A 20,256-nucleotide genomic window follows, 5' to 3' on the forward strand; every position below is an offset into this window, starting at 1 on the left:
GCCAGCTTGGGTGCCAGCGGCTGGCCGGTCAGTGCCCGGCGCTCGCCGAGATCCTCGGCCTCATCGACGCGCCGGCCCGCCTCATTTTTGGTGATACGTAACCGATCAGCCAGCGCCGAGCGCAGCGTGCCGCCCAACTCGGCCTTGCTGGCCTGCGCTCCGAGCTGATTGATCAAGTCGTGCTGGGCCCAGCGCAGCCGGCGCGCCTCACACTCGAGGCGTTCCAGCGCCCGTAACCGCTCCGGGGTGGTGAACACCTCAAACGACAAGCCGCACAACCGGTCCACGTCGGCGCGCAACGCATCGAAGACCTCCACGATCTCCTCACGACTGCTCGCGCCCATGCCCCAGACTCTACGAACCGCCACCGACACAAACGGCCGCGATGTGACCACTGAAACCACAGTAACACAAGGGATTACGGACTACGCGCGCCAGGTCTCCCGCGCCACCCGATGGAAGTTCCTGCCGAGGACGGCAGCGACCTCGGAGGCGCGCCACCCTCGCCCGCGCAGGTGCTGCTCGAGCCCCAGGAAGGTTTCGGGCGGCATCCACTGAATCGGCCCCCAGCGGGTGTAACTGTCGTCGAACAGGTGCGGATTGCGGGCGACTTCGTCCTGGAAATCGGCGAAATCAAAAGAGAAGTCGGTGCTGACACCGACGTGGTCGATGCCGACGAGCTCGACGGCGTACTCCAGGTGGCGTGCCATCGCCTCCAGAGTTGGCGTGTTGGGTCCCAGGAAGATGCCGACGCCGGTGATCCCGATGACGCCGCCGGTGGCAGCGCAGGCCCGGGCCTGGTCGTCGGTGATGTTGCGCGGGTGATCCCAGACCGTGCGCATGCAGGAATGGCTGTAAATCACTGGGCCGCCAGAGACTTCGCACATGTCGAGCCCGGTGCGGGCGCTGCAGTGCGATCCGTCGGGGACGACGCCCACTCGGTTCATTTCGCCGACGAGCGAACGGCCCCACGCAGTGAGGCCGCCGTCCGTGGCGTCCAGGCAACCGCTGCCGGCACGGTTGGCGTGGTTGTAGGTCGGCAGCAGGGTGCGCACGCCGAGCCCGCGCAGGGCGGCCAGGTTGTCGAGATCGCCGTCGAGGGGTCCGGAGTCCTCGAGGTCGAACACCACGGCGATCCGGCCGCCGCGGGTGATCGCGTCGACGTCGTCGAGGCTGCCGGCCAGCTCCAGTTGCGGGTGAGCGGCCACCGCCGAACGATAGTGCCGCAGCAGGGCGATCGCGTCGTCGAAGGCGTGCGGCGAATACCCCGCGTTGACGGACACCAACGCCCCCGCGGGGCGCCGGTAGCGGGTCAGGGGATCGACGTCAGTGTCCGCCTGCAGGGGCAGGCAGGTGTGCTGATCCCACAGCAACGACGTCATGGAACTACTGTAGATCGACCGACTTCCCGGTGGCGGCCGCATGGCCCGCCCGATAACCGAAAACCATTGCCGGACCGATCGTCCCACCGGCGCCGCCGTAGGCCCGTCCGGTCACCCCGGCCATCGCGTTGCCGGCGGCGAAAAGGCCCGGTATCGGCTCCCCGCTGACGTGCAGGACACGGCCGTCGGGGTCGGTGCGTGGTCCGCCCTTGGTGCCCATCGAGCCGATGCACACGGGGACCGCATAGAAGGGGGCGGTGTCGATCGGGCCGAGGGTCTTGCCGGCTAGAGTGGTGGCGGTGTCGTCGCCCCAATAGCCGTCGTAGGCGCTGGAACCGCGCCCGAAGTCGGGGTCGGCGCCGGCGGCCACCTGGTGGTTCCACCGCTGGACGGTGTGGGCGAGGCCGTCGGCGTCGATGCCGGTCTTGGCCGCCAACTCGGCCAGGTCCGCCGACTCGCAGAACCACTCCGGTGCGGGCTGTCCCGGTTCGCCCCCGAGAAATCCATAGCGCTGCAGGTGAACTGAATCGAACACCATCCAGGCGCGGTCGTTGACGTAGCCGCCACGGGGATCCAGGTATTGGAACGCACCGGCCATCGAGTTGTAGTCGCACGCCTCGTTGACGAAGCGCTTCCCGGCGGAGTTGACGATGATGCTCCGCGGGCGCGTGCGCTCCAACCGGACGCTGCGGCTGCGCGGTTTGCCTTCGATGGTGTCGCCGGGGATCTGCACGATCGGCACCCACCACGCCTCGCCCATGTTGGCCAGGTCGGCGCCGTGTGCCATCGCCATGCGCAGCCCGTCGCCGGTGTTGTACGGCGGGGAGACCGCGCCGTGCATCGGGCCGCGCAGAAAGGCCTGCGCCAGAGCGGGATCCCATTCGAAGCCGCCGGTGCCCAGGATGACCCCCCGACGCGCCCGCACGCGCATGCTCTTGCCGGACAGCTCCACCCGTACGCCGGCGATCTCACCTGAATCGGCGATGAGTTCTTCGGCCCGCGCGTTCACCCGCGGTGACACGCCGGCGTCCAGCAGACCCTTGAGCAGGCCCGCGATCAGGGCGGTGCCGGCCACGCACAGGTGGCTGGTGCGTTCGTCGATCGCCGCGTGCAGGCGTGCCCTGGTCTCGGCGTCGAAACCGACGTTGGACCAGTCGGCCGGAAACGAGGTGATCCGCGTGGCCCATTCCCCCAACTCGGTCAGGTCAAAGGGAACCGGACTCTGCGACCGTCCGCCGGTCGGGCGTCCGCCGGGCAGCTCCGGCTGGTAGTCGGGGAAGCCGGTCGCGATCTCGAAGCGCACGCCGCTGTGGGCCTCGACGAACTCGAGCATCGCCGCGCCGGTCCGCACGAACGTCTCGACCAGGGCGTCGTCCATCGAACCCAGCGACTGCGCGCGCAGGTAGCGCAAGGCGTCCGCAACCGTCAATTCCCCGTCCGCAGAACGGTTGTGGGCCGGGATCCAGGCGATGCCGCCCGACACGGCGGTGGTCCCGCCGACGGTGGGGGCCTTCTCGAAGACCTCCACCGAGGCGCCGGCCACCGCCGCGGTCAGCGCGGCCGTGAGCGCGGCGGCGCCGCTGCCCAGCACGACGACGTCGACTTCTTGGTCCCAAGGCATGGACTGCGATCCCTTCAGCTCAATAACTCGGACAACTGCTTTGCGGCCCTGACGACCGCGTCCCTGCCGCGCAGCACGACGTCTTCCCGATGCGAGATGAGGTTGATGCAGGTGGGCGGTGACGGAGCCGGGCGGCGGACCGCCACGGCCAGGCCGTAGGTGTTCGGTTCGATCTCCCCGTAGGTCATCACCCAGCCGCGTTCGCGGGTGCGCGCGACCAGCTCTCGTTCCCCGGGGCGCGGCGGCATGCTCGCGAGCAAGGCGATGCCGGCGGCGCCGCGGTCGAGCGGATACCGGCTGCCCTCGTGGAACGAAAGTTGGTAGGCGACATGGCTCGGCACGATCACCGCGATCGCCACCTGCTGGTCGCCCTCGGCGATGAGCAGCGACACGGTGGTGCCGAGTTCGTCGGCCAGGGCGCGCAGCGTCGGCAAACTCAGTTGCCGCACGTTGCGGTCGAACGACGCGCCGAGGACGGCGAGCCCGGCCCCGGGGCGGTAGCGCCCGTCTTCTCCCTTGGCCACCAGCCGGAATTGGGCCAGCGTCGACAGCAATCGGTAGGCGATGGTGCGGTGCACCCCGACCTGGTCGGCGAGCTGTTGCACGGTCAGGCCGCTAGGGGCGTCGGCCACCATCTGCAGCGCGGTGAGTCCCCGGGCCAGCGTTTGAGAACCCGCCCCGGACCCCGTCATGGCCTTGACAGACCAGGGCACGAGAGCGAAGCTCTATATATATCGCACATCAGTGTGCGATATTAGCACATGAGATAAGCCGAAATCGAGAACAAGATTTCCACCGTTGGAGGCCAGAGAGGGACCGTGGCGGAGTTCGAGAGCGTCTGGAGCGATCTCCAGGGCGTTGCGTTTGAGCAGGGCTACCTCGAGGCGGGGGGAGTGCGGACTCGCTACCTGCGCGCCGGCGATCCCGGCAAGCCCGTGCTGGTGCTGTTGCACGGTTCGGGCGGCCACGCCGAGGCCTACGTTCGCAACCTGGCGGCGCACGGCGAACATTTCTGGACCTGGTCGATCGACATGCTCGGCCACGGCTACACCGACAAGCCGGGCCACCCGCTGGAGGTTCACCACTACGTCGAGCACCTGATGGCCGTGCTGCGCACCATCGGCGTCGACCGCGCCTGCCTGAGCGGCGAATCGCTCGGGGGCTGGGTGGCGGCGCGCGCCGCGGTCGACCATCCCGACGTGGTCGACCGGCTCGTCCTCAACACCGCCGGCGGGTCCCAGGCCGATCCGGTGGTGATGCAGCGGATCATCACGCTGTCCATGGCCGCCGCCGCGAACCCGAGCTGGGAGACGGTGCAGGCGCGGATCAAATGGCTGATGGCCGACAAGTCGAAGGGCTACGACGATCTGGTCGCGAGCCGCCAACGCGTGTACCGCCAGCCGGGCTTCGTCGATGCCATGCGCGACATCATGGCGTTGCAGGATCCCGAGATTCGTGCGCGCAACCTGCTGGGGCCGGACGAGTACGGCGCCATCATCGCCCCGACGCTGGTGCTGTGGACGAGCGACGACCCCACCGCCGACGTGACCGAGGGCCGCCGCATCGCCTCGATGATCCCCGATGCGCGCTTCGAGGTGATGCCCGGCTGCGGCCACTGGCCGCAGTACGAGGACGCCAAGACCTTCAACCGCCTGCATCTCGACTTCCTGCTGGGGCGGTGATGGGAAGCGACGATCAGCGCCCGGACTTCGACGTCGTGGTCGTCGGCGCCGGACCGGTGGGCCTGACCCTGGCCAACATCCTTGGCCGGCAAGGTGTTCGGACGCTGGTCGTCGATGAACGCGACAGCCTGATCGACTACCCCCGCGGGGTGGGGCTGGACGACGAGGCGCTACGCACCTTCCAATCCATCGGATTGGTCGACCGGATCCTGCCGCACACCGTGCCCAACCAGATCTTGCGTTTCGTCGACGGCAAGCGCCGCGTGCTGGCCGAAATGGCCCCGCCCGACGCGCGTTTCGGCTGGCCAAAGCGCAACGGTTTCGTGCAGCCGCTCGTCGACGCCGAATTGCTCAGCGGCCTGGACAGATTCGATCACGTCGAGGTGCGGTGGAGCCGCCCGATGACCTCGTGCGTACAAACCGACGACGCGGTGAGCGTCGAATGCGGCGCCGACGGCGATGCCACCCGCGTGCGCGCGCGCTACGTCGTCGGATGCGACGGCGGGCGCAGCATGACCCGCCGGATGATGGGGGTGTCCTTCGACGGGACGACGTCGTCGACGCGGTGGCTGGTCGTCGACGTCGCCAACGACCCGCTGGGCCACCCGAACAGCGAGGTCGGTGCCGACCCGGAACGGCCGTACGCCTCGATCTCGATCGCCCACGGAATTCGCCGGTTCGAGTTCATGATTCACGCCGACGAGACCGATGAACAGGCCGAGGATCCGGCGTTTCTGACGCGGATGCTGGCGCGGATGGTGCCGCACCCCGACCGGGTCGACGTGATCCGGCGGCGCGTCTACACCCATCACTCGCGGATCGCCGGCGCGTTCCGCGGCGGCCGATTGTTGTTGGCGGGCGACGCGGCCCACCTCATGCCGGTATGGCAGGGGCAGGGCTACAACAGCGGGATCCGGGACGCGGCCAACCTGGGCTGGAAGCTTGCGGCGGTGGTGACGGGGCGGGCCGACGACCGGTTGCTGGACACTTACGACATCGAGCGGCGCAAGCACGCCCGCGCGATGATCGACCTGTCCACGATGGTGGGCCGGGTGATCTCGCCGACCGACCGCAGGATCACCACCGCGCGAGACCTCTTGGTGCGGTCGGCGTCAATTGTGCCCTCCCTCAAGCGGTATGTGCTGGAGATGCGGTTCAAGCCGATGCCCCGCTACGAGCAGGGCGCCGTCGTGCATTCGGTGAATCCGAAGGGGCCGCGCCGCGCCCAGTCCCCGGTGGGCACGCTTTTCATCCAGCCCCGGGTGGACACCCGCACGGAGCGGGACGTGCTGTTGGACGACGTGCTGGGCGATTGGTTCGCCGTGCTGTGCTGGAACAACAACCCGCGCAAGATCCTCGACGACGCGGCGTTCGCGCAATGGAAAGCGGTGGGCGCGCGCTTCGTTGCGCTGCGGTCCCAGACCCAGCTGCACTGGACCGGCGATGACGATCCCGATGTCGTGGTGGTCGGGGATCGCGGTGGCGCGGTCAAATCCTGGTTCGACACTCATCAGGAATCGGTGCTGTTCCTGCGGCCCGATCGGTGTATCGCCGGCGCCTGCATCGCTCAGCTCGCACCCGAGTTGAGCGCGTCGCTGTTGGACACCCTGACTCTCACGCCGGGAGGGGGTGATCTCGACAGTGACACTGGCTCTGTGCTGTATGTCGCACAGCCCGCTGCTGAATCTTCCGGGGCCGTCGCGGGACCTGCTTGAGGACATCGAAGGCGCGATCGCGCAGGCGCGCGATTTCGTCGCAGATTACGATCCCGAACTCGTCGTCACCTTTTCCCCGGACCATTACAACGGGTTCTTCTACAAGGTGATGCCGCCGTTCTGTATCGGGATGCGCGCCAACGGGGTTGGCGACTACGGCAGCCACGCCGGCCCGCTCGACGTTCCCGGAGACCTGGCGGCCGATTGCGCGAAGGCCATCCTCGATGCCGGCGTGGACATCGCGGTGTCGGCCGGCATGGACGTCGACCACGGCACGGTGCAGCCGCTGGAGAAGCTGTTCGGCGACGCGACCGCTTGCCCGGTGATCCCGATCTTCGTCAACGCCATCGCGGTGCCGCTGGGGCCGTTGCATCGCTGCCGCGCGCTGGGTGCCGCCGTCGGCGCCTACCTGGCCACCCTGGACAAGCGCGTCTTGGTGCTGGGTTCCGGTGGGCTTTCCCACAGCCCGCCCGTGCCGACGCTGGAGACCGCGCCGCCGGCGGTGCTCGAGCGGATCGTGGACGGCCGCCCGATGACGCCCGAGCAGCGGCAGGCGCGGCAGGCGGCCGTGATCGAGGCGGCCAAAGACTTCGCCGGCGGCCACAGTGCCCTGCAGCCGCTGAACCCGGCGTGGGACCACCGATTGCTCGAAATCATCGACGACGGAAACCTCGCCGATCTCGACCAGTGGTCGAACTCGTTCGTCACCTACGAGGGCGGCAGCTCGGCACACGAAATCCGTACGTGGGTGGCGGCTTTCGCGGCGCTGGAGACCGCCGGGGCCTACCAGACGACCGTGCGCTACTACAAGCCGGCGGCCGAACTGATCGCCGGGTTCGCCATCCGAACGGCGGTGCCGAAATGAGCGCCGCCTCATTGACAGCGGACGGCTTCGACCATGTGGTCGACGTGCTCATCGTCGGGTCCGGTGGCGGCGGGATGGCCGCGGCGTTGACCGCCCAGGCCGCCGGGCTGGACGCGTTGGTGGTGGAGAAATCGCCCTATTTCGGCGGCTCCACGGCCCTTTCGGGCGGCGGCATCTGGGTGCCCGGAGCGCCCGCCCAGCGCCGGGAGGGCTACCACCCCTCACCCGAAGAGGTCGTCAAATACCTGCTGAGGATCACCGACGGTCTGGTCAGCGAGGCGCGGATACGTAAGTACGTCGAGGCCGCGCCGCAAATGCTGGAATTCCTCGAGAACCTCTCGGGGTGGTTCGAGTTCGTCTGGAAGCCCGGCTATGCCGACTACTACCCGGAGCTGCCCGGCGGCTCGGAGTTGGGCAGCACGATCAACGTGCCGCCCATCGACCTGCGAAAGCTCGGCGCCCACGAGCAGAAGCTGCTCCAGCCCCTGGCGCTCGCCCCGAAGGGAATATGGCTGGGGCCCAAGGAGTTGCGGACGTTCTATCGGATCAGGCAGTCGTGGGCCGGCAAGGGCGTCCTGCTGAAGCTGATCGCGCGGATGGTCCGGGCCAGGGTGCTCGGCGAGCGGATGGCGGCGATCGGACAGTCACTGGCGGCCCGGCTCCGGCTGGCCATGACCGAACGCGGCATCCCGCTGTGGCTCGAGGCGCCGATGGCGGAGTTGCTCACCGACGCCGACGGCGCGGTGACCGGCGCGGTGATCGAACGGGACGGCAGAACACAGCGCGTCGGTGCGCGCCTTGGGGTCATCCTGGCGTCGGGAGGCTTCGACCACGACCTCGCGTGGCGCAAGGAGCAGCTACCCGTGGTCGATCAGGACTGGAGCTTCGGCAATCCGGCCGCGATGGGTGACGGGATCCGCGCGGGCCAAAAGGTGGGGGCCGCAACGGAGTTGCTCGACGAGGCGTGGTGGTTCCCGGCGATCCAGTGGCCCGACGGCCGCATGCAATTCATGCTCAACGAACGGATGATGCCGGCGCAGTTCATCGTCAACGGCGAAGGCAAGCGCTTCATCAACGAGGCGGCACCCTATATGGACTTCGGTCACGCCATGATCGACGGCCAGAAATCCGGGGTTACCCACATCCCGTGCTGGCTCATCACCGATCACCGGTCGTTCAACCGCTACGTCGTCGGCGGGCACCTGCCGATCCCGAAGATCCCGGGGGCGCCGGTCCCGACCGGGCGCAAGGTCCCGCGGGCGTGGCTGGAGTCCGGCGTCGTGAAGGCCGCGGCGAATTGGGACGAGATGGCGGCCAAGATCGGCGTTCCGGCGCGCCAGCTCGCCGAAACCGCCCGTCGTTTCAACGAACTCGCGCACACGGGCCACGACGACGATTTCAACCGCGGGGACAGCGTGTACGACAATTACTACGGCGACCCCACCCTGCCGAACCCCAACCTGTACCCGCTGGGCAGTCCGCCGTACTACGCGTTCCGCATCGTACTCGGCGACCTCGGCACCTCGGGCGGCCTGCGCACCGACGAATACGCCCGCGTGTTGCGTGACGACGACACGGTGATCCGGGGACTGTACGCGGTGGGCAACACCGCGGCACCGGTGATGGGCCGCAGCTACGCCGGCGCCGGGGCGACCATCGGCCCGGCCATGACCTTCGGCTTCGTCGCAGCGAAACACGTTGCAGCCCACGCCGCGAAACAGACCCTGTAGTTCTCATAGGAGGTAGCAAATGAAAATCTCGCTGTTCTACGAATTCGCCCTGCCGCGGCCCTGGGCGCCGGACGACGAACACGTCCTGCTGCAGGACTGCCTGGACGAGGTGGAGGCCGCCGACAAGGCCGGGTTCTCGACTGTCTGGCTCACCGAGCATCACTTCCTCGAGGAGTACTGCCACTCCACCGCGCCGGAGATCTTCCTGGCCGCGGCCAGCCAGCGGACCAAGAACATCCGGCTGGGTTTCGGGATCATGCACCTGCCGCCCGCGGTCAACCACCCGGCCCGGGTGGCGGAGCGCATCGCCACTCTCGACCTGCTCTCCAACGGGCGAGTCGAGTTCGGCACCGGCGAGTCCTCCTCCGTCGGTGAACTCGGCGGGTTCAACATCGATCCCGCCGACAAGCGCGCGCAGTGGGAGGAGGCCCTCGAGGTCTCGATCCGCTGCATGATCGAGGAGCCGTTCGCCGGCTTCAAGGGCGAGCACATCCAGATGCCGGCCCGCAACGTGATTCCCAAGCCGCTGCAGAAGCCGCACCCGCCGGTCTGGGTCGCCTGCACCCGGCCGGCCAGCGTGCAGATGGCCGCCCAAAAGGCAATCGGGGCCTTGAGTTTCGCCTACACCGGGCCCGGACCACTGACCGAGCGGGTCAACGGCTACTACAAGGAATTCGAGGAGAACGGTGCCCCGGTCACGCCGGCAATCAACCCGAACATCCTGGCCATCGGCGGCGACCTGTCCATGATGGTCGCCAAGACCGACGAGCAGGCGTTGCGGCTACTCGGGCAGGGCGGCGGCTTCTTCTCGTTCGGGATCATGCACTACTACATGACCGGTGTGCACACGCCCGGGCGGACCGGGGTGTGGAAGCGCTACCTCGAGGAGGTCGAGAAGGACCCGACGCTGGCCTATGGCCCCGGGCGCGGCGCGATCGGATCTCCCGCCACCGTCCGCGAATTCCTGCGCGGCTACGAGGAGAGCGGCGTCGACGAGATCATCCTGCTGCTTAATCCGCGCAGCCACGAGGGCACGATGGAATCCATCGAGCTGATGGGCAAAGAGGTGCTGCCGGAGTTCATCGAGCGCGACGCCAAGGCGGTCGCCGACAAGGCCAAGCGACTGGCGCCGGTCATCGAGAAGGTCGAGGCGCGCCGGCCGACGTCGAGCGCACCGCTGTTCGACGAAACCTACGCATTCGGCGGGCTGCCCACCGGCCGCGACAAGTTCACCGCCAGCGAGATCCCCGAGGCCATGGCGGAGATCAACGAGGGACGCGTCCAGGCGGCGCAGCGCCTCAAGGAGCAACGAGGCAAGTGAGACCCGGCGACCTTAGCTAGGGACAGTGGTGGGACGACTCGACGAGCTGTGGCGCTATGACGGCCGCCGCGCCGTGGTGACCGGATGCGCGTCGGGCATCGGCGAGCACGTGGTGCGCCACCTCAGCGAACTTGGCGCCGAGGTGGTCGGCCTGGATAAGCGCCGGCCCTCCCTCGAGCCCAACGTGTTTCACGAGATCGATCTGGCCGACCCCGATTCGATCGACCGCGCGGTGGCCTCGGTCGACGGGCCGGTCGACGCGCTGTTCAACGTGGCCGGGGTGTCTTCCGGGATCGGCAACCCCGCGCTGGTGGTCACCATCAACTTCCTCGGGCTACGGCATGTCACCGAGGCGCTGATCGCGAAGATGCCCTCGGGTTCGTCGATCGTCAGCGTATCCTCGCTCGCGGCCGCGGGCTACCGGGAGCATGCCGGGGTGGTGGCACCACTGCTGAATACTTCGACAATGCAACAGGGCCTCGACTGGTGTCACAGCCATCCCGATGCGCTGGGCAACGGCTATCAGCTGTCCAAAGAAGCCATCATCTTCTATACGATGCGCAGCGCTACGCCCTTGGGCGCAAGGGGCATCCGCATCAACTGCTCCGGCCCCGGGGTCACCGAGACCCCGATCCTCGAACAGCTGCGCACGGCGTACGGGCAGGCTTTCCTCGATGACATCCCCAAGCCCTTGGGCCGCATTTCCGACCCCGCCGAGCAGGCAGCGGTGCTGCTTTTCTTGAATAGTCGTGCAGCCAGCTACATCACGGGACAGATCATCTGGGTCGACGGCGGAAACGTGGGCGCCGCGATCGCCCGTGAGCTCGAGAAAGGAGCCCCGTGGCCGACTTGACTGATTTTCGGCGGGTCGCACGTGACGTCTCCAATTGGGGACGGTGGGGGGACGACGACGAGCTGGGCACGCTGAATTTCATCACAGCGGACAAGGTCGCACACGCCGCGAGCCTGGTGCGGCATGGCAAGGTGTTTTCGCTCGGCGTCGACTTCGGCGCGTCGGGCCCGCAGGGCGCCTTTGAGTTTCGGCACAACCCCGTGCACGTCATGACCGTCGACGGCGGCGACGTGAACACACTGGCGAAGTACGGTCTCCAGTGGCCACGTAACCCGTTGGCGCATCAGCTCAGTGGCTATATGACCGCGGACAATCCGTTCCGCTTCAACGACGACATGATCATCATGCCCTTGCAGGCGGCCAGCCAGTGGGACGCGCTGTCGCACGTCTACTACGACGATCACCTCTACAACGGCTTCCCGGCGGATTCGGTGACCAGCATGGGGGCCTTCCGCTGCGGCATCGACAAGGTCGACGGCAAGGGCATCACCTCGCGCGGTGTCTTACTGGACCTGGTTCGTCATCGCGGCGCGGAGGTCTTCCTGGAAGCCGGCAACCCGATCACGCCCGAGGAACTGGACGACGTCGTGCGCGCCCAAGGAGTGACGGTCGGGCGGGGCGACGTCGTGTTGATCCGGACGGGCTGGTGGACACGGTTTCTCATGACCGGCAACAAAACGGAAGGCTATTCCGGGCTGGATTGGCGATGTGCCGAGTGGCTGCATGACCACGAGATCGCCGCGGTGGCCGCCGACAACCTCCAGGTCGAAGACCTCGTGTCCGGAGTCGACGGCATTACCTTCCCCCTGCATTGTCTTTGCCTGCGGGACATGGGAATGATGTTCGGCGAGTACTGGGATCTCACCGCATTGGCCGACGACTGCGCAGCCGACGGCGTGTACGAATTCCAGCTCATTGCACCACCGCTGAGAGTCGTTGGCGCCGTGGGGTCCCCGGTGAACCCGATCGCGATCAAGTGATGGAAGTTCATCGCAAGACGATGCCGGTCGACGGGCTGGCCACTAGTTATCTGGAGGCCGGCGCGGGCGACCCGGTGGTGCTGCTGCACGGCGGCGAGTTCGGCGGCAGCGCCGAATTGGGCTGGGAACGCAACATCGCCACGCTCGCCACGCGGTACCGCGTTTTGGCGCCGGACCAGCTGGGGTTCGGGCAGTCGGCCAAGGTCATCGACTTCGTCGACGGCCGGGGCATGCGAATCCGCCACGTCGCTCGATTCTGCGAGCTGCTGGGCATCGACTCGGCCCACTTCGTCGGCAACTCGATGGGAGCCATCAACCTGCTGACCGACGCCACGTCCGACAGCCCACGGCTGCCGATCCGCACCCTGGTGGCGATCTGCGGGGGTGGGGAGATCCAGCAGAACCGGCATTTCGACGCGCTGCAGCAGTACGACGCGACCCTGTCGGCGATGCGCCGCATCGTGGAGGCGTTGTTCCACGATCCCGGCTACCCGGCAGACGAGGATTATGTGCGGCGCCGGTACGAGTCGAGTACCGCCCCCGGCGCGTGGGAGGCGGTGGCGGCGGCGCGATTCCGTCGTCCTGACGCCGCCCCGTCGTCGTCGCCGTCGAGCGCGCGCGCCTACGAGCGCATCGGGGTTCCGACGCTTGTCATCGAGGGGGGAGACGACAAGCTCCTCCCCGCGGGCTGGGCCGAGCAGATCGCGAACCAGATCGAGGGCGGCCGCTCGGAGGTGGTTCCCCGCGCCGGTCACTGCCCGCAGATCGAGCAGCCATCGGCGGTCAACGAATTGCTGCTGGAGTTTCTCGCGACGGCTTGACGTCAGAAGGTGTATTCGAGCCGGGTCTGCATGCCGGCATCTTGGTGATAGGTGTTGTGGCAGTGCAACTGCCACACGCCCGGATTGTCGGCGACCAGCACGGCGAGCATTTTCTGCTTGGGCAACACGATGACGGTGTCCTTGCGGGCGCCCGGACCGCCGTCGGCGTTGATCAACTGGAAAGTGTGCCCGTGCAGGTGAATCGGGTGGTACATCATCGTGGGGTTGTCGAACGTGATGGTGGGCCGTTCGCCCTCGCGGACGTGTAACGGATCCGTGCTGCTGTACGGCCGGCCGTTGATCATCCAGTTGTATTGGATCATGTCGCCGCCCAGCACCACGGGAATGTTGAGATCGGTCTGGGGCCGACCCAGGTTCACGGGCGTTGTGGCCGTGAACCTTTCGATGGTGCCCACCCGCTTGCCCAGTTCGGCCGGTTGAAACCCCGGGTCTGGTGGGCCGCCGGTTCCGGTGGAAAGCAGCGCGCGCGCCAGGTCGTTCTTTCCTTCCGCGAGCGCGACCAGTGGGAAGACGCCGTCGGCCGCGGTCACGATGACGTCGTAGCGTTCGGCCATGCCGATCAACAGAGCGTCTACCTGCGTGGGCACTACGGGAAATCCATCGGTGTGGGTGACCGTCATCGAATGCCCGGCCAGGGCGACGCGAAACGCGGTGTCGGAGCCCGTGTTGATGAAACGGATCCGGATGCGCTGGCCGGGCTTCGCGTTGAACGTCGTGGGCGCCGCCGGGATCCGCCCGTTGATCAGGTAGTAGGGATAGCCGATGTCCCCGGCGTCGCCGCCGAGTAGATCGCTCTTAGTGCCGCCGTTGTCCGACATGCCAGGCATCTCCGGCATGCCGGAGGTCGGCGTCGTCGAGGTTGTCGAGGTTGTCGAGGTTGTCGAGGTTGTCGAGGTTGTCGAGGTGGCGGGGGCGGTCGATGTCGGCGACGTCGTCGATGTCGTCGGCATGCTCGAGCGGCTCGGCTTGTTCGGACTGGTCAGCTCGTTGTAGATCTGCTGCGGGCTCTTTCCGATGCCGTCGGTCCAGTCATCAAGGACGACAATCCATTCGGCGTCGTAGTCGCCCTCGCTCGGGTCGTCGACGATGACCGGCAGGTAAAGGCCCATGTCGGCGTCCAGTCCGGTGTGCGGGTGACCCCAGTAGGTGCCCGAATTCGGCACGGAGAAGCGGTAAGTGAAGTCCTGGCCGGCCGGGATGTTCGGGGTGGCGGGCGCCGCACCGTCCATGTCGTTGCGTAGCGCGATGCCGTGCCAGTGCACCGACGTCGGATGGTCCAGCCGGTTCGAGACGGTGACGACGAGCTCGTCGCCAACGTTGGCCCGGATCAGCGGTCCCGGGATCTTGTTGCCGTAGACAAAGGTACGGGCGATCGGTCCGCCGAGATCGACCTGCGTCTGCTGGGCCGTCAGGCTGGCGGTCACCGTGCGCCCGCTGTGCGGGCGCGCCTTCTCGGCGGCGGCGATGGCGGCGTTCATTTGCGCCGCGGCGCCTGATACCTGCGACTTGGATTGGCTGCAGCCCGCCAGCGCGAGTCCGCCGGCAATGCCGGCGGCGATGAAGCCGCGCCTGGTCAGCGGGGCCCGGTCGAAGGGGAACCCGCCGGTGGGTGGCACGGGCATTGCGCGCTCCTCGTCTCGGGTCGAATCGCCCCCGCGCCTTATACCGTGCTCGGCCGATGCCCGGAACGCAAGTGCCGAGTTGTCAGGTGGGCCGGTAGATCTGGTCGGCCGGCGCGGAGACGACGCCGAGTTCGGCCGCGACGGCGTCGACCGCGCGGCGGGCGATGTCAAGGTCGACCCGACCGTCGGAGGTGAAGTGCGGGCCGATGTACCGCTCGTAGTGGCGTCGCACCTCATCACGGGTCAGCCGGTTCAGAAACGACGCCAGGTAATCGATGGTCAGGTCGGGCCGGTCGGCGAGCGCTCGGAGGGCGCGCTGGTTGGCCCGCACCACCGCCTGCACCGCGGGAGCATCGATCCGAAGGCGGGCCGCATCGACCGCCACTCCGACGGTGGGGATCTGGAAGTGATCGCCCACCCAGGCCAGCACGTGGAAGCCTTCCTCCGCGGCGACCTGCTCGGGTGCCAGCGTGCTGCCTACGTAGGCGGCATCGATCGAGCCGTCGCGCAACCGCCGCAGATCCATCTGATAGTCACCCGGGGTCCGCGTCACACAGTTCAGGTCGCCATCGGGATCAAGGCCGTGCTGGCGCAGCACGATTCGTGCGAAGCAGCCGGGGGCGGTGTGCGCCGCGTGCACGGCGAGCCGGCGGCCGCGAAGGTCGGCCATGGTCCTGACGCCGGCGCCGCCGAGGAACCAGAACAATGGGCGGTGGGTGTTCACGCTCAGCACCGTCCACTCGATACCGTCGGTCAGTCGCGACAACAGAGCCCGACCCAGGCCGATCGTCGCGCAAGAGCGCAGCCGCTCTGTGTCCCAAGCGATCCCGTCCCGCACGGCGACGTGGACGCCCTCGTCGTGAAAGTAGCCCTCCTGGTCGGCGACATAGGCGACCAGCTCCTCGTGGATGCCGCGCCCGACGTAGGCCAGATCGATCGTGGGCATGGGGCGTTCAGTCCATCGCGATGCCGCCGTTGACCGGCAGATAGTGCCCCGTGGTGAAGCCGGACTCCTCGCTTGCCAGGAAGGCTATGGTGTGGGCGACCTCGTCCGGCGTCACCAGCCGTCCCATCGGAGCGGCCTCGCCGAGCTCACGCACCCGATCCGGCGTGAGCTGGCCGGTCACCGCCGTCCCGCTCACGGTCGCCGGCGCGACGAGGTTGGCGGTGATTGCGTGCGGGGCCAACTCGAGCGCGACGTATCGGACGAACTGGTCCAGGGCCGCCTTCGCCGTGCCGAGCGCGATCATCCCGTCGCGCGGACGCCGGGACAGTCCGGTGCTGAGATAGATCAGCCGGCCGTAACGGCGCGAAATCATCTCCGGCACAACGGCCTTCGTCAGCGTGTATGCGGCGCGCAGTTCCGCCTCCACCTTGCCGCCGAGTTGCTCCCAGGTGAGGTCGGCGAACGAGGTGACGACGAACGGTATCAACGCGTTGTGCACCAGTACGTCGACGCCGCCCCAGCGCTGGGCGATCTCGTCGGCCATGGCAAAGACGTCCCCGGGCACGGTGACGTCGGCTTGAACCGCCACCGCGTCGCCGCCGGCCGAAGCGATGCCGGCCACCACCTCCTCGGCCTGCTGGCCGCTGGCGCGGTGGTTGACCACGACCCGAAATCCGCGTTCGGCAAGGACCCGCGCGGTCGCCGCGCCGATGCCCCGGCTGGCCCCGGTGATCAGGGCGACTCTTGGCATCAGTGCTCCACCGGTCAGCCCGGCGGGCGCTTAGCGCGCACCGCTGGTTGCCTGGGCCGCCGCCCAATCGCTGTAGCGGGTGGGGTAGATCGTCGGGTCCTCGCTGTCGAGGGGGACGATGGTGTGCTCGTCGAGCCGGGTGCCGAAGTAGCGCGCCTCGGGATCCCCCATCACCTGACGTGGATCGCCGGCTGCCAAAAGCGCGGCCCGGATGAAGTCGTCCATGCCGCGCCTTTCGGGGCCGGCGATGTTGGTCATGCCGTTGGTCGGATCGCTGATCGTTGCGCCGGCGACCGCGGTGGCGACGTCCTTGGCGGCGATCGGCTGGAACGCCCCGACCGGCAGGCGGACGGTATCGCCCTCGGTCGCCGAATCGGCGATCGCGTTGACGAATTCGAAGAACTGGGTCGCTCGCACAATGGAATACGGGTTCCCCGATTCCTCGATCAGCTTCTCCTGGGCGACCTTGGCCCGCATGTAGCCGCTGTCCGGCGCGCGGTCGGCGCCCACGATCGACAGGGCGACATGGTGCTGCACACCGGCCGCGCGCTCCGCGGCGAGAAGGTTCTTGGTCGACGCCGTGAAGAAGTGCATAACGGGGTCGTCGTCGAAGGACGGCGAGTTGGACACGTCGACCACCGTGTGCATGCCCGCCACCGCCTCCGCGAGACCTTCGCCGGTGACGGAGTCGACGCCCGAGCGCGGCGAGGCCGAGATCGCCTCGTGTCCCAGCGCGGTCAGATTGGCGATGACCTGCGAGCCGATGAGTCCGGTGCCCCCGATAACCAAAACCTTCATAGTCGAGCCCTCCCGAAGTAGCCGATAAAGCGGTGCACCCAGCCTTCCACTTTCGAAAGTGGATTGATATAGCGTCAGTTCCGCGGACGGGCTTAAATCAACTGCTTGACTTAATGCCGCCCGCGCCGATTAACTCGTCGTGTGGTCAACGAACTTGCGGGCAAGGTAGCCATCGTCACCGGCGGGGCGTCGGGTCTGGGTCGCGGCATGGTCGAGAGATTTGTAGCCGAGGACGGGCGCGTCGTCATCGCCGATGTCGAAATCGACCACGGCGAAGCCCTTGCCGCGGACTTGGGCCCGAATGCATTCTTCCGGCCTACCGACGTATCCGATCCCGAACAGGCCGGTGCGCTGGTGGCAGCGGCTGTCGAGAAGTTCGGCGGTCTGCACGTGATGGTGAACAACGCCGGCATCTCGAGCAAGATGCATCGCCGGTTCTTCGATGATGACCTGGCCGATTTTCACCGCGTCATGGCGGTCAACGTTCTGGGCCTGATGGCGGGCACCCGAGAAGCCGGGAGGCACATGGCCGAACACGGTGGGGGATCGATCATCAACGTGACCTCGATCGGCGGGATCCAGGCCGGAGCCGGCGTGATGACCTACCGCGCGTCCAAGGCCGCGGTCATCCAGTTCACCAAATGCGCGGCAATCGAATTGGCGCACTACGAAATTCGGGTCAACGCCATCGCGCCGGGCAATATCCCCACGCCGATCGTGTCGAAGTCGGCGGTGGATATGGACCCCGAGCAGATCGGCCGGTTCGAGGCCCGGATCCGCCAGACGATGCGGGAGGACCGCCCGCTCAAGCGCGAGGGCACGCCCGACGACGTCGCCGAGGCGGCCCTGTATTTCGCCACCGATCGCTCGCGCTACGTCACCGGCACGGTGCTGCCGGTCGACGGCGGGACCTCGGCGGGCAAGGCGATCCGATCCAGGACGCGTGAGGGATGACCCCCGCAATTAAATCAAGCGCTTGACTTAAAGTGAGGGACGGGGTTGACTGGCGGCATGACTACCGCAGGCAGGACCGTGCGCACCGAGCGTGCGAGCTCCACCCAGGAGGCGATCCTGGTGGCGGCCGAACGCCTGTACGCCGAGCACGGCATGTTCGCAGTGTCCAACCGGCAGGTCAGTGAAGCCGCCGGTCAAGGGAACAACGCCGCGGTGGGCTATCACTTCGGCACCAAGGCCGACCTGGTGCGCGCGATCGAGCAGAAGCACCGCGGACCAGTCGAGCAGCTTCGCGAACGCATGGTGTCGGAGCTGCTGGAAGCGGACGGCTCTGCCGATATGCGGGGCTGGGTGGGCTGCCTGGTGCGCCCGCTCACCGACCACCTCGAGCAGCTCGGGAACCCCACCTGGTACGCGCGCTTCGCGGCGCAGGCGATGACCGACCCGGCTTACTACAACATCATCGTCAAGGGGGCGCTCAGCTCGCCGTCGCTGGTTCAGGTCGTCGACGGGATCAACGATTGCCTGCCCAACCTGCCGGCCGAGGTGCGATTCGAACGCAACATCATGGCCCGCAACCTCTTGATGCACACCTGCGCCGACCGTGAACGCGCGCTGGCGGCGGGTTCGTCGATGCACCAATCATCTTGGCGCGCGGCCGCATCCGGCCTCATCGACGCGATCGTGGGCCTCTGGCTGGCGCCCGTGACGCAGGACGACTAGGGGGGCGTGGATGAAAGTCACTGTCGACCAAAACATTTGCGCGTCATCGGGCAACTGCGTCATGAACGCACCCGAAGTGTTCGACCAGCGCGACGACGACGGGGTGGTCGTTTTGCTGAATTCCCATCCAACGCCCGAGCAGGCCGACGGCGCACGACGCGCCGCCGCGGCGTGCCCCGCCCTGGCCATCCACATCGAGGAATGACATGTCGGACACACTGACGAGCACCAGGACCGAAGCGGGCCCGCAGATCCCGGACTACCCGATGGCGCGGGATGCGGGCTGCCCGTTCGCGCCGCCGCCGGACGTCATGGCGCTCGCCGCAGCCAAGCCGCTGAGCAGGGTTCGGATCTGGGACGGCAGCAAACCCTGGCTCATCACGGGCTACGACCAGGTGCGAGAGCTGTTCTCCGATTCGCGGGTCAGCGTCGACGACCGCACGCCGGGCTTCCCGCACTGGAACGAGGGCATGTTGTCCACCGTGCACAAGCGGCCGCGATCCGTCTTCACGTCCGACGGCGAGGAACACACCCGCTTTCGGCGGATGTTGTCGAAGCCCTTCACGTTCAAGCGAGTGGAAGGGTTGCGGCCCAGCATCCAACAGATCACCGACGACCACGTCGACGCGATGCTCGCCGGCCCGCAGCCGGCCGACCTCATCACCGCGCTGGCCCTGCCGGTCCCGTCGCTGGTGATCAGCCAGCTACTGGGAGTGCCGTACGAGGACGCGGACATGTTCCAGCACCACGCCAACGTCGGGCTCGCGCGCTACGCGACGGGGGAGGACACCGTCAAGGGCGCGATGAGCCTGCACAAATACCTCGCCCAGCTGGTCGAGGCCAAGATGGAAAACCCGGCCGAAGACGCGGTGTCCGACCTGGCCGAGCGGGTCAAAGCGGGAGAACTCAGCGTCAAGGAGGCCGCGCAGTTGGGCACCGGTCTGCTGATCGCCGGCCACGAGACCACCTCGAACATGATCGGGCTGGGTGTGCTTGCGCTGCTGCGGAATCGGGACCAGTTGGCCGTCATCCGCGATGCGGAGGACCCCAAGATCGTCGCGAACGCGGTCGAGGAACTGCTGCGCTACCTCAGCATCATCCAGAACGGCCAGCGCCGGGTGGCCCTCGAAGACATCACCATCGCCGGCGAGGTCATCCGCGCCGGCGAGGGCATCATCATCGACCTGGCCCCGGCGAACTGGGATTCGCGCGTGTTCACCGAGCCGGATCGGCTTTACCTGCACCGGTCGGGGGCGGACCGCAACGTCGCGTTCGGCTACGGCAGGCACCAGTGTGTCGGGCAACAGCTCGCCCGCGCGGAGCTGCAGATCGTCTATCGCACGCTGTTCCGCCGGATCCCGACGCTGGAGCTGGGCATCCCGTTCGATGAGGTGCCGTTCAAACACGACCGGCTCGCCTACGGCGTCTACGAATTGCCGGTGACCTGGTGAGCCAACCTGATTACTCTCGA

Annotated in this window: 19 protein-coding genes and 1 pseudogene; 12 read left to right on the forward strand and 8 right to left on the reverse strand. The window is 67.5% G+C overall.

Annotation, left to right across the window (positions count from 1 at the left end; genetic code table 11):
* The 4 genes from A5673_RS18540 to A5673_RS18555 all read right to left on the reverse strand — a co-directional run.
* A partial coding sequence (locus A5673_RS18540) for a DUF222 domain-containing protein (protein ID WP_156748371.1) occupies positions 1-344 on the reverse strand: 344 nt, incomplete at its 3' end.
* A gap of 81 nt (positions 345-425) precedes the next feature.
* A complete protein-coding gene (locus A5673_RS18545) occupies positions 426-1,382 on the reverse strand; it encodes a dipeptidase (RefSeq protein WP_068235504.1) in 957 nt (318 codons plus the stop codon).
* Positions 1,383-1,386: 4 nt separating this feature from the next.
* A complete protein-coding gene (locus A5673_RS18550) occupies positions 1,387-3,003 on the reverse strand; it encodes an FAD-binding protein (protein WP_068235506.1) in 1,617 nt (538 codons plus the stop codon).
* A gap of 14 nt (positions 3,004-3,017) precedes the next feature.
* Positions 3,018-3,695 carry an IclR family transcriptional regulator gene (locus A5673_RS18555; protein ID WP_068235510.1) on the reverse strand — a complete coding sequence of 226 codons (678 nt, stop codon included), beginning with the start codon at positions 3,693-3,695 and terminating at the stop codon, positions 3,018-3,020.
* 126 nt (positions 3,696-3,821) lie between these two features.
* On the opposite strand from A5673_RS18555, the gene A5673_RS18560 reads away from it, so the two are divergent.
* The 8 genes and pseudogenes from A5673_RS18560 (at position 3,822) to A5673_RS18595 (ending at position 12,970) form a co-directional block, all read left to right on the forward strand.
* Complete coding sequence (locus A5673_RS18560) at positions 3,822-4,685, forward strand: alpha/beta fold hydrolase (RefSeq protein ID WP_068235513.1); 864 nt, start codon at positions 3,822-3,824, stop codon at positions 4,683-4,685.
* Positions 4,685-6,400, forward strand: coding sequence for a bifunctional 3-(3-hydroxy-phenyl)propionate/3-hydroxycinnamic acid hydroxylase (locus A5673_RS18565; protein ID WP_068235516.1), 1,716 nt, complete (start codon positions 4,685-4,687; stop codon positions 6,398-6,400). The genes A5673_RS18560 and A5673_RS18565 overlap by 1 nt, the downstream gene beginning before the upstream one ends.
* On the forward strand, positions 6,348-7,265 hold the full coding sequence (locus A5673_RS18570; RefSeq protein WP_068235519.1) for a 3-carboxyethylcatechol 2,3-dioxygenase: 918 nt from the start codon (positions 6,348-6,350) through the stop codon (positions 7,263-7,265). Before A5673_RS18565 ends, A5673_RS18570 begins: the two co-directional genes overlap by 53 nt.
* A pseudogene (locus A5673_RS18575) lies at positions 7,262-9,011 on the forward strand (FAD-binding protein). The gene A5673_RS18570 and the pseudogene A5673_RS18575 overlap by 4 nt, the downstream one beginning before the upstream one ends.
* Before the next feature lie 3 nt (positions 9,012-9,014).
* On the forward strand, positions 9,015-10,316 hold the full coding sequence (locus A5673_RS18580; protein ID WP_068235525.1) for an LLM class flavin-dependent oxidoreductase: 1,302 nt from the start codon (positions 9,015-9,017) through the stop codon (positions 10,314-10,316).
* 28 nt (positions 10,317-10,344) lie between these two features.
* Complete coding sequence (locus A5673_RS18585) at positions 10,345-11,169, forward strand: coniferyl-alcohol dehydrogenase (RefSeq protein WP_068235655.1); 825 nt, start codon at positions 10,345-10,347, stop codon at positions 11,167-11,169.
* On the forward strand, positions 11,157-12,149 hold the full coding sequence (locus A5673_RS18590; RefSeq protein ID WP_068235527.1) for a cyclase family protein: 993 nt from the start codon (positions 11,157-11,159) through the stop codon (positions 12,147-12,149). Before A5673_RS18585 ends, A5673_RS18590 begins: the two co-directional genes overlap by 13 nt.
* Positions 12,149-12,970, forward strand: coding sequence for an alpha/beta fold hydrolase (locus A5673_RS18595; protein ID WP_068235530.1), 822 nt, complete (start codon positions 12,149-12,151; stop codon positions 12,968-12,970). Before A5673_RS18590 ends, A5673_RS18595 begins: the two co-directional genes overlap by 1 nt.
* Before the next feature lie 2 nt (positions 12,971-12,972).
* Here the strand turns inward: A5673_RS18595 and A5673_RS18600 are convergent, their stop codons facing one another.
* The 4 genes from A5673_RS18600 to A5673_RS18615 form a co-directional block, all read right to left on the reverse strand.
* Positions 12,973-14,613 (reverse strand): multicopper oxidase family protein, encoded by a 1,641-nt coding sequence (locus tag A5673_RS18600; protein ID WP_068235533.1) that lies wholly within the window; start codon positions 14,611-14,613, stop codon positions 12,973-12,975.
* An 82-nt stretch (positions 14,614-14,695) separates the two neighbouring features.
* Positions 14,696-15,559 carry an ABC transporter substrate-binding protein gene (locus tag A5673_RS18605; RefSeq protein WP_068235536.1) on the reverse strand — a complete coding sequence of 288 codons (864 nt, stop codon included), beginning with the start codon at positions 15,557-15,559 and terminating at the stop codon, positions 14,696-14,698.
* A 7-nt stretch (positions 15,560-15,566) separates the two neighbouring features.
* Complete coding sequence (locus A5673_RS18610; protein ID WP_068235539.1) at positions 15,567-16,310, reverse strand: SDR family NAD(P)-dependent oxidoreductase; 744 nt, start codon at positions 16,308-16,310, stop codon at positions 15,567-15,569.
* Positions 16,311-16,340: 30 nt separating this feature from the next.
* Positions 16,341-17,108: an SDR family oxidoreductase gene (locus A5673_RS18615; protein ID WP_068235542.1), complete on the reverse strand. Its 768-nt coding sequence runs from the start codon at positions 17,106-17,108 to the stop codon at positions 16,341-16,343.
* A 141-nt stretch (positions 17,109-17,249) separates the two neighbouring features.
* Here A5673_RS18615 and A5673_RS18620 point away from each other — a divergent pair, with 141 nt between their 5' ends.
* The 4 genes from A5673_RS18620 to A5673_RS18635 are packed head-to-tail and all read left to right on the forward strand — an operon-like array spanning position 17,250 to position 20,236.
* Complete coding sequence (locus A5673_RS18620; RefSeq protein ID WP_068235545.1) at positions 17,250-18,062, forward strand: SDR family NAD(P)-dependent oxidoreductase; 813 nt, start codon at positions 17,250-17,252, stop codon at positions 18,060-18,062.
* Positions 18,063-18,119: 57 nt separating this feature from the next.
* On the forward strand, positions 18,120-18,785 hold the full coding sequence (locus tag A5673_RS18625; RefSeq protein WP_068235548.1) for a TetR family transcriptional regulator: 666 nt from the start codon (positions 18,120-18,122) through the stop codon (positions 18,783-18,785).
* 10 nt (positions 18,786-18,795) lie between these two features.
* Positions 18,796-18,990 (forward strand): ferredoxin, encoded by a 195-nt coding sequence (locus A5673_RS18630; RefSeq protein WP_068235551.1) that lies wholly within the window; start codon positions 18,796-18,798, stop codon positions 18,988-18,990.
* Between the two features lies 1 nt (position 18,991).
* Entirely contained in the window at positions 18,992-20,236 is a 1,245-nt protein-coding gene (locus tag A5673_RS18635; RefSeq protein WP_068235554.1) for a cytochrome P450, read from the forward strand.
* Positions 20,237-20,256 lie beyond the last annotated feature (20 nt).

Source organism: Mycobacterium sp. E3198, from assembly GCF_001667015.1.
In the GTDB taxonomy this organism is placed as follows: Bacteria; Actinomycetota; Actinomycetes; order Mycobacteriales; family Mycobacteriaceae; genus Mycobacterium.

Bases quoted from the DNA above. Each gene is read 5' to 3' on its own strand.
- A5673_RS18565 (WP_068235516.1), top strand. From the start codon at position 4,685: ATGGGAAGCGACGATCAGCGCCCGGACTTCGACGTCGTGGTCGTCGGC.
- A5673_RS18625 (WP_068235548.1), top strand. From the start codon at position 18,120: ATGACTACCGCAGGCAGGACCGTGCGCACCGAGCGTGCGAGCTCCACC.
- A5673_RS18550 (WP_068235506.1), bottom strand. From the start codon at position 3,003: ATGCCTTGGGACCAAGAAGTCGACGTCGTCGTGCTGGGCAGCGGCGCC.
- A5673_RS18595 (WP_068235530.1), top strand. From the start codon at position 12,149: ATGGAAGTTCATCGCAAGACGATGCCGGTCGACGGGCTGGCCACTAGT.
- A5673_RS18605 (WP_068235536.1), bottom strand. From the start codon at position 15,559: ATGCCCACGATCGATCTGGCCTACGTCGGGCGCGGCATCCACGAGGAG.
- A5673_RS18635 (WP_068235554.1), top strand. From the start codon at position 18,992: ATGTCGGACACACTGACGAGCACCAGGACCGAAGCGGGCCCGCAGATC.
- A5673_RS18580 (WP_068235525.1), top strand. From the start codon at position 9,015: ATGAAAATCTCGCTGTTCTACGAATTCGCCCTGCCGCGGCCCTGGGCG.
- A5673_RS18615 (WP_068235542.1), bottom strand. From the start codon at position 17,108: ATGAAGGTTTTGGTTATCGGGGGCACCGGACTCATCGGCTCGCAGGTC.
- A5673_RS18570 (WP_068235519.1), top strand. From the start codon at position 6,348: ATGTCGCACAGCCCGCTGCTGAATCTTCCGGGGCCGTCGCGGGACCTG.
- A5673_RS18630 (WP_068235551.1), top strand. From the start codon at position 18,796: ATGAAAGTCACTGTCGACCAAAACATTTGCGCGTCATCGGGCAACTGC.
- A5673_RS18610 (WP_068235539.1), bottom strand. From the start codon at position 16,310: ATGCCAAGAGTCGCCCTGATCACCGGGGCCAGCCGGGGCATCGGCGCG.
- A5673_RS18555 (WP_068235510.1), bottom strand. From the start codon at position 3,695: ATGACGGGGTCCGGGGCGGGTTCTCAAACGCTGGCCCGGGGACTCACC.
- A5673_RS18545 (WP_068235504.1), bottom strand. From the start codon at position 1,382: ATGACGTCGTTGCTGTGGGATCAGCACACCTGCCTGCCCCTGCAGGCG.
- A5673_RS18600 (WP_068235533.1), bottom strand. From the start codon at position 14,613: ATGCCCGTGCCACCCACCGGCGGGTTCCCCTTCGACCGGGCCCCGCTG.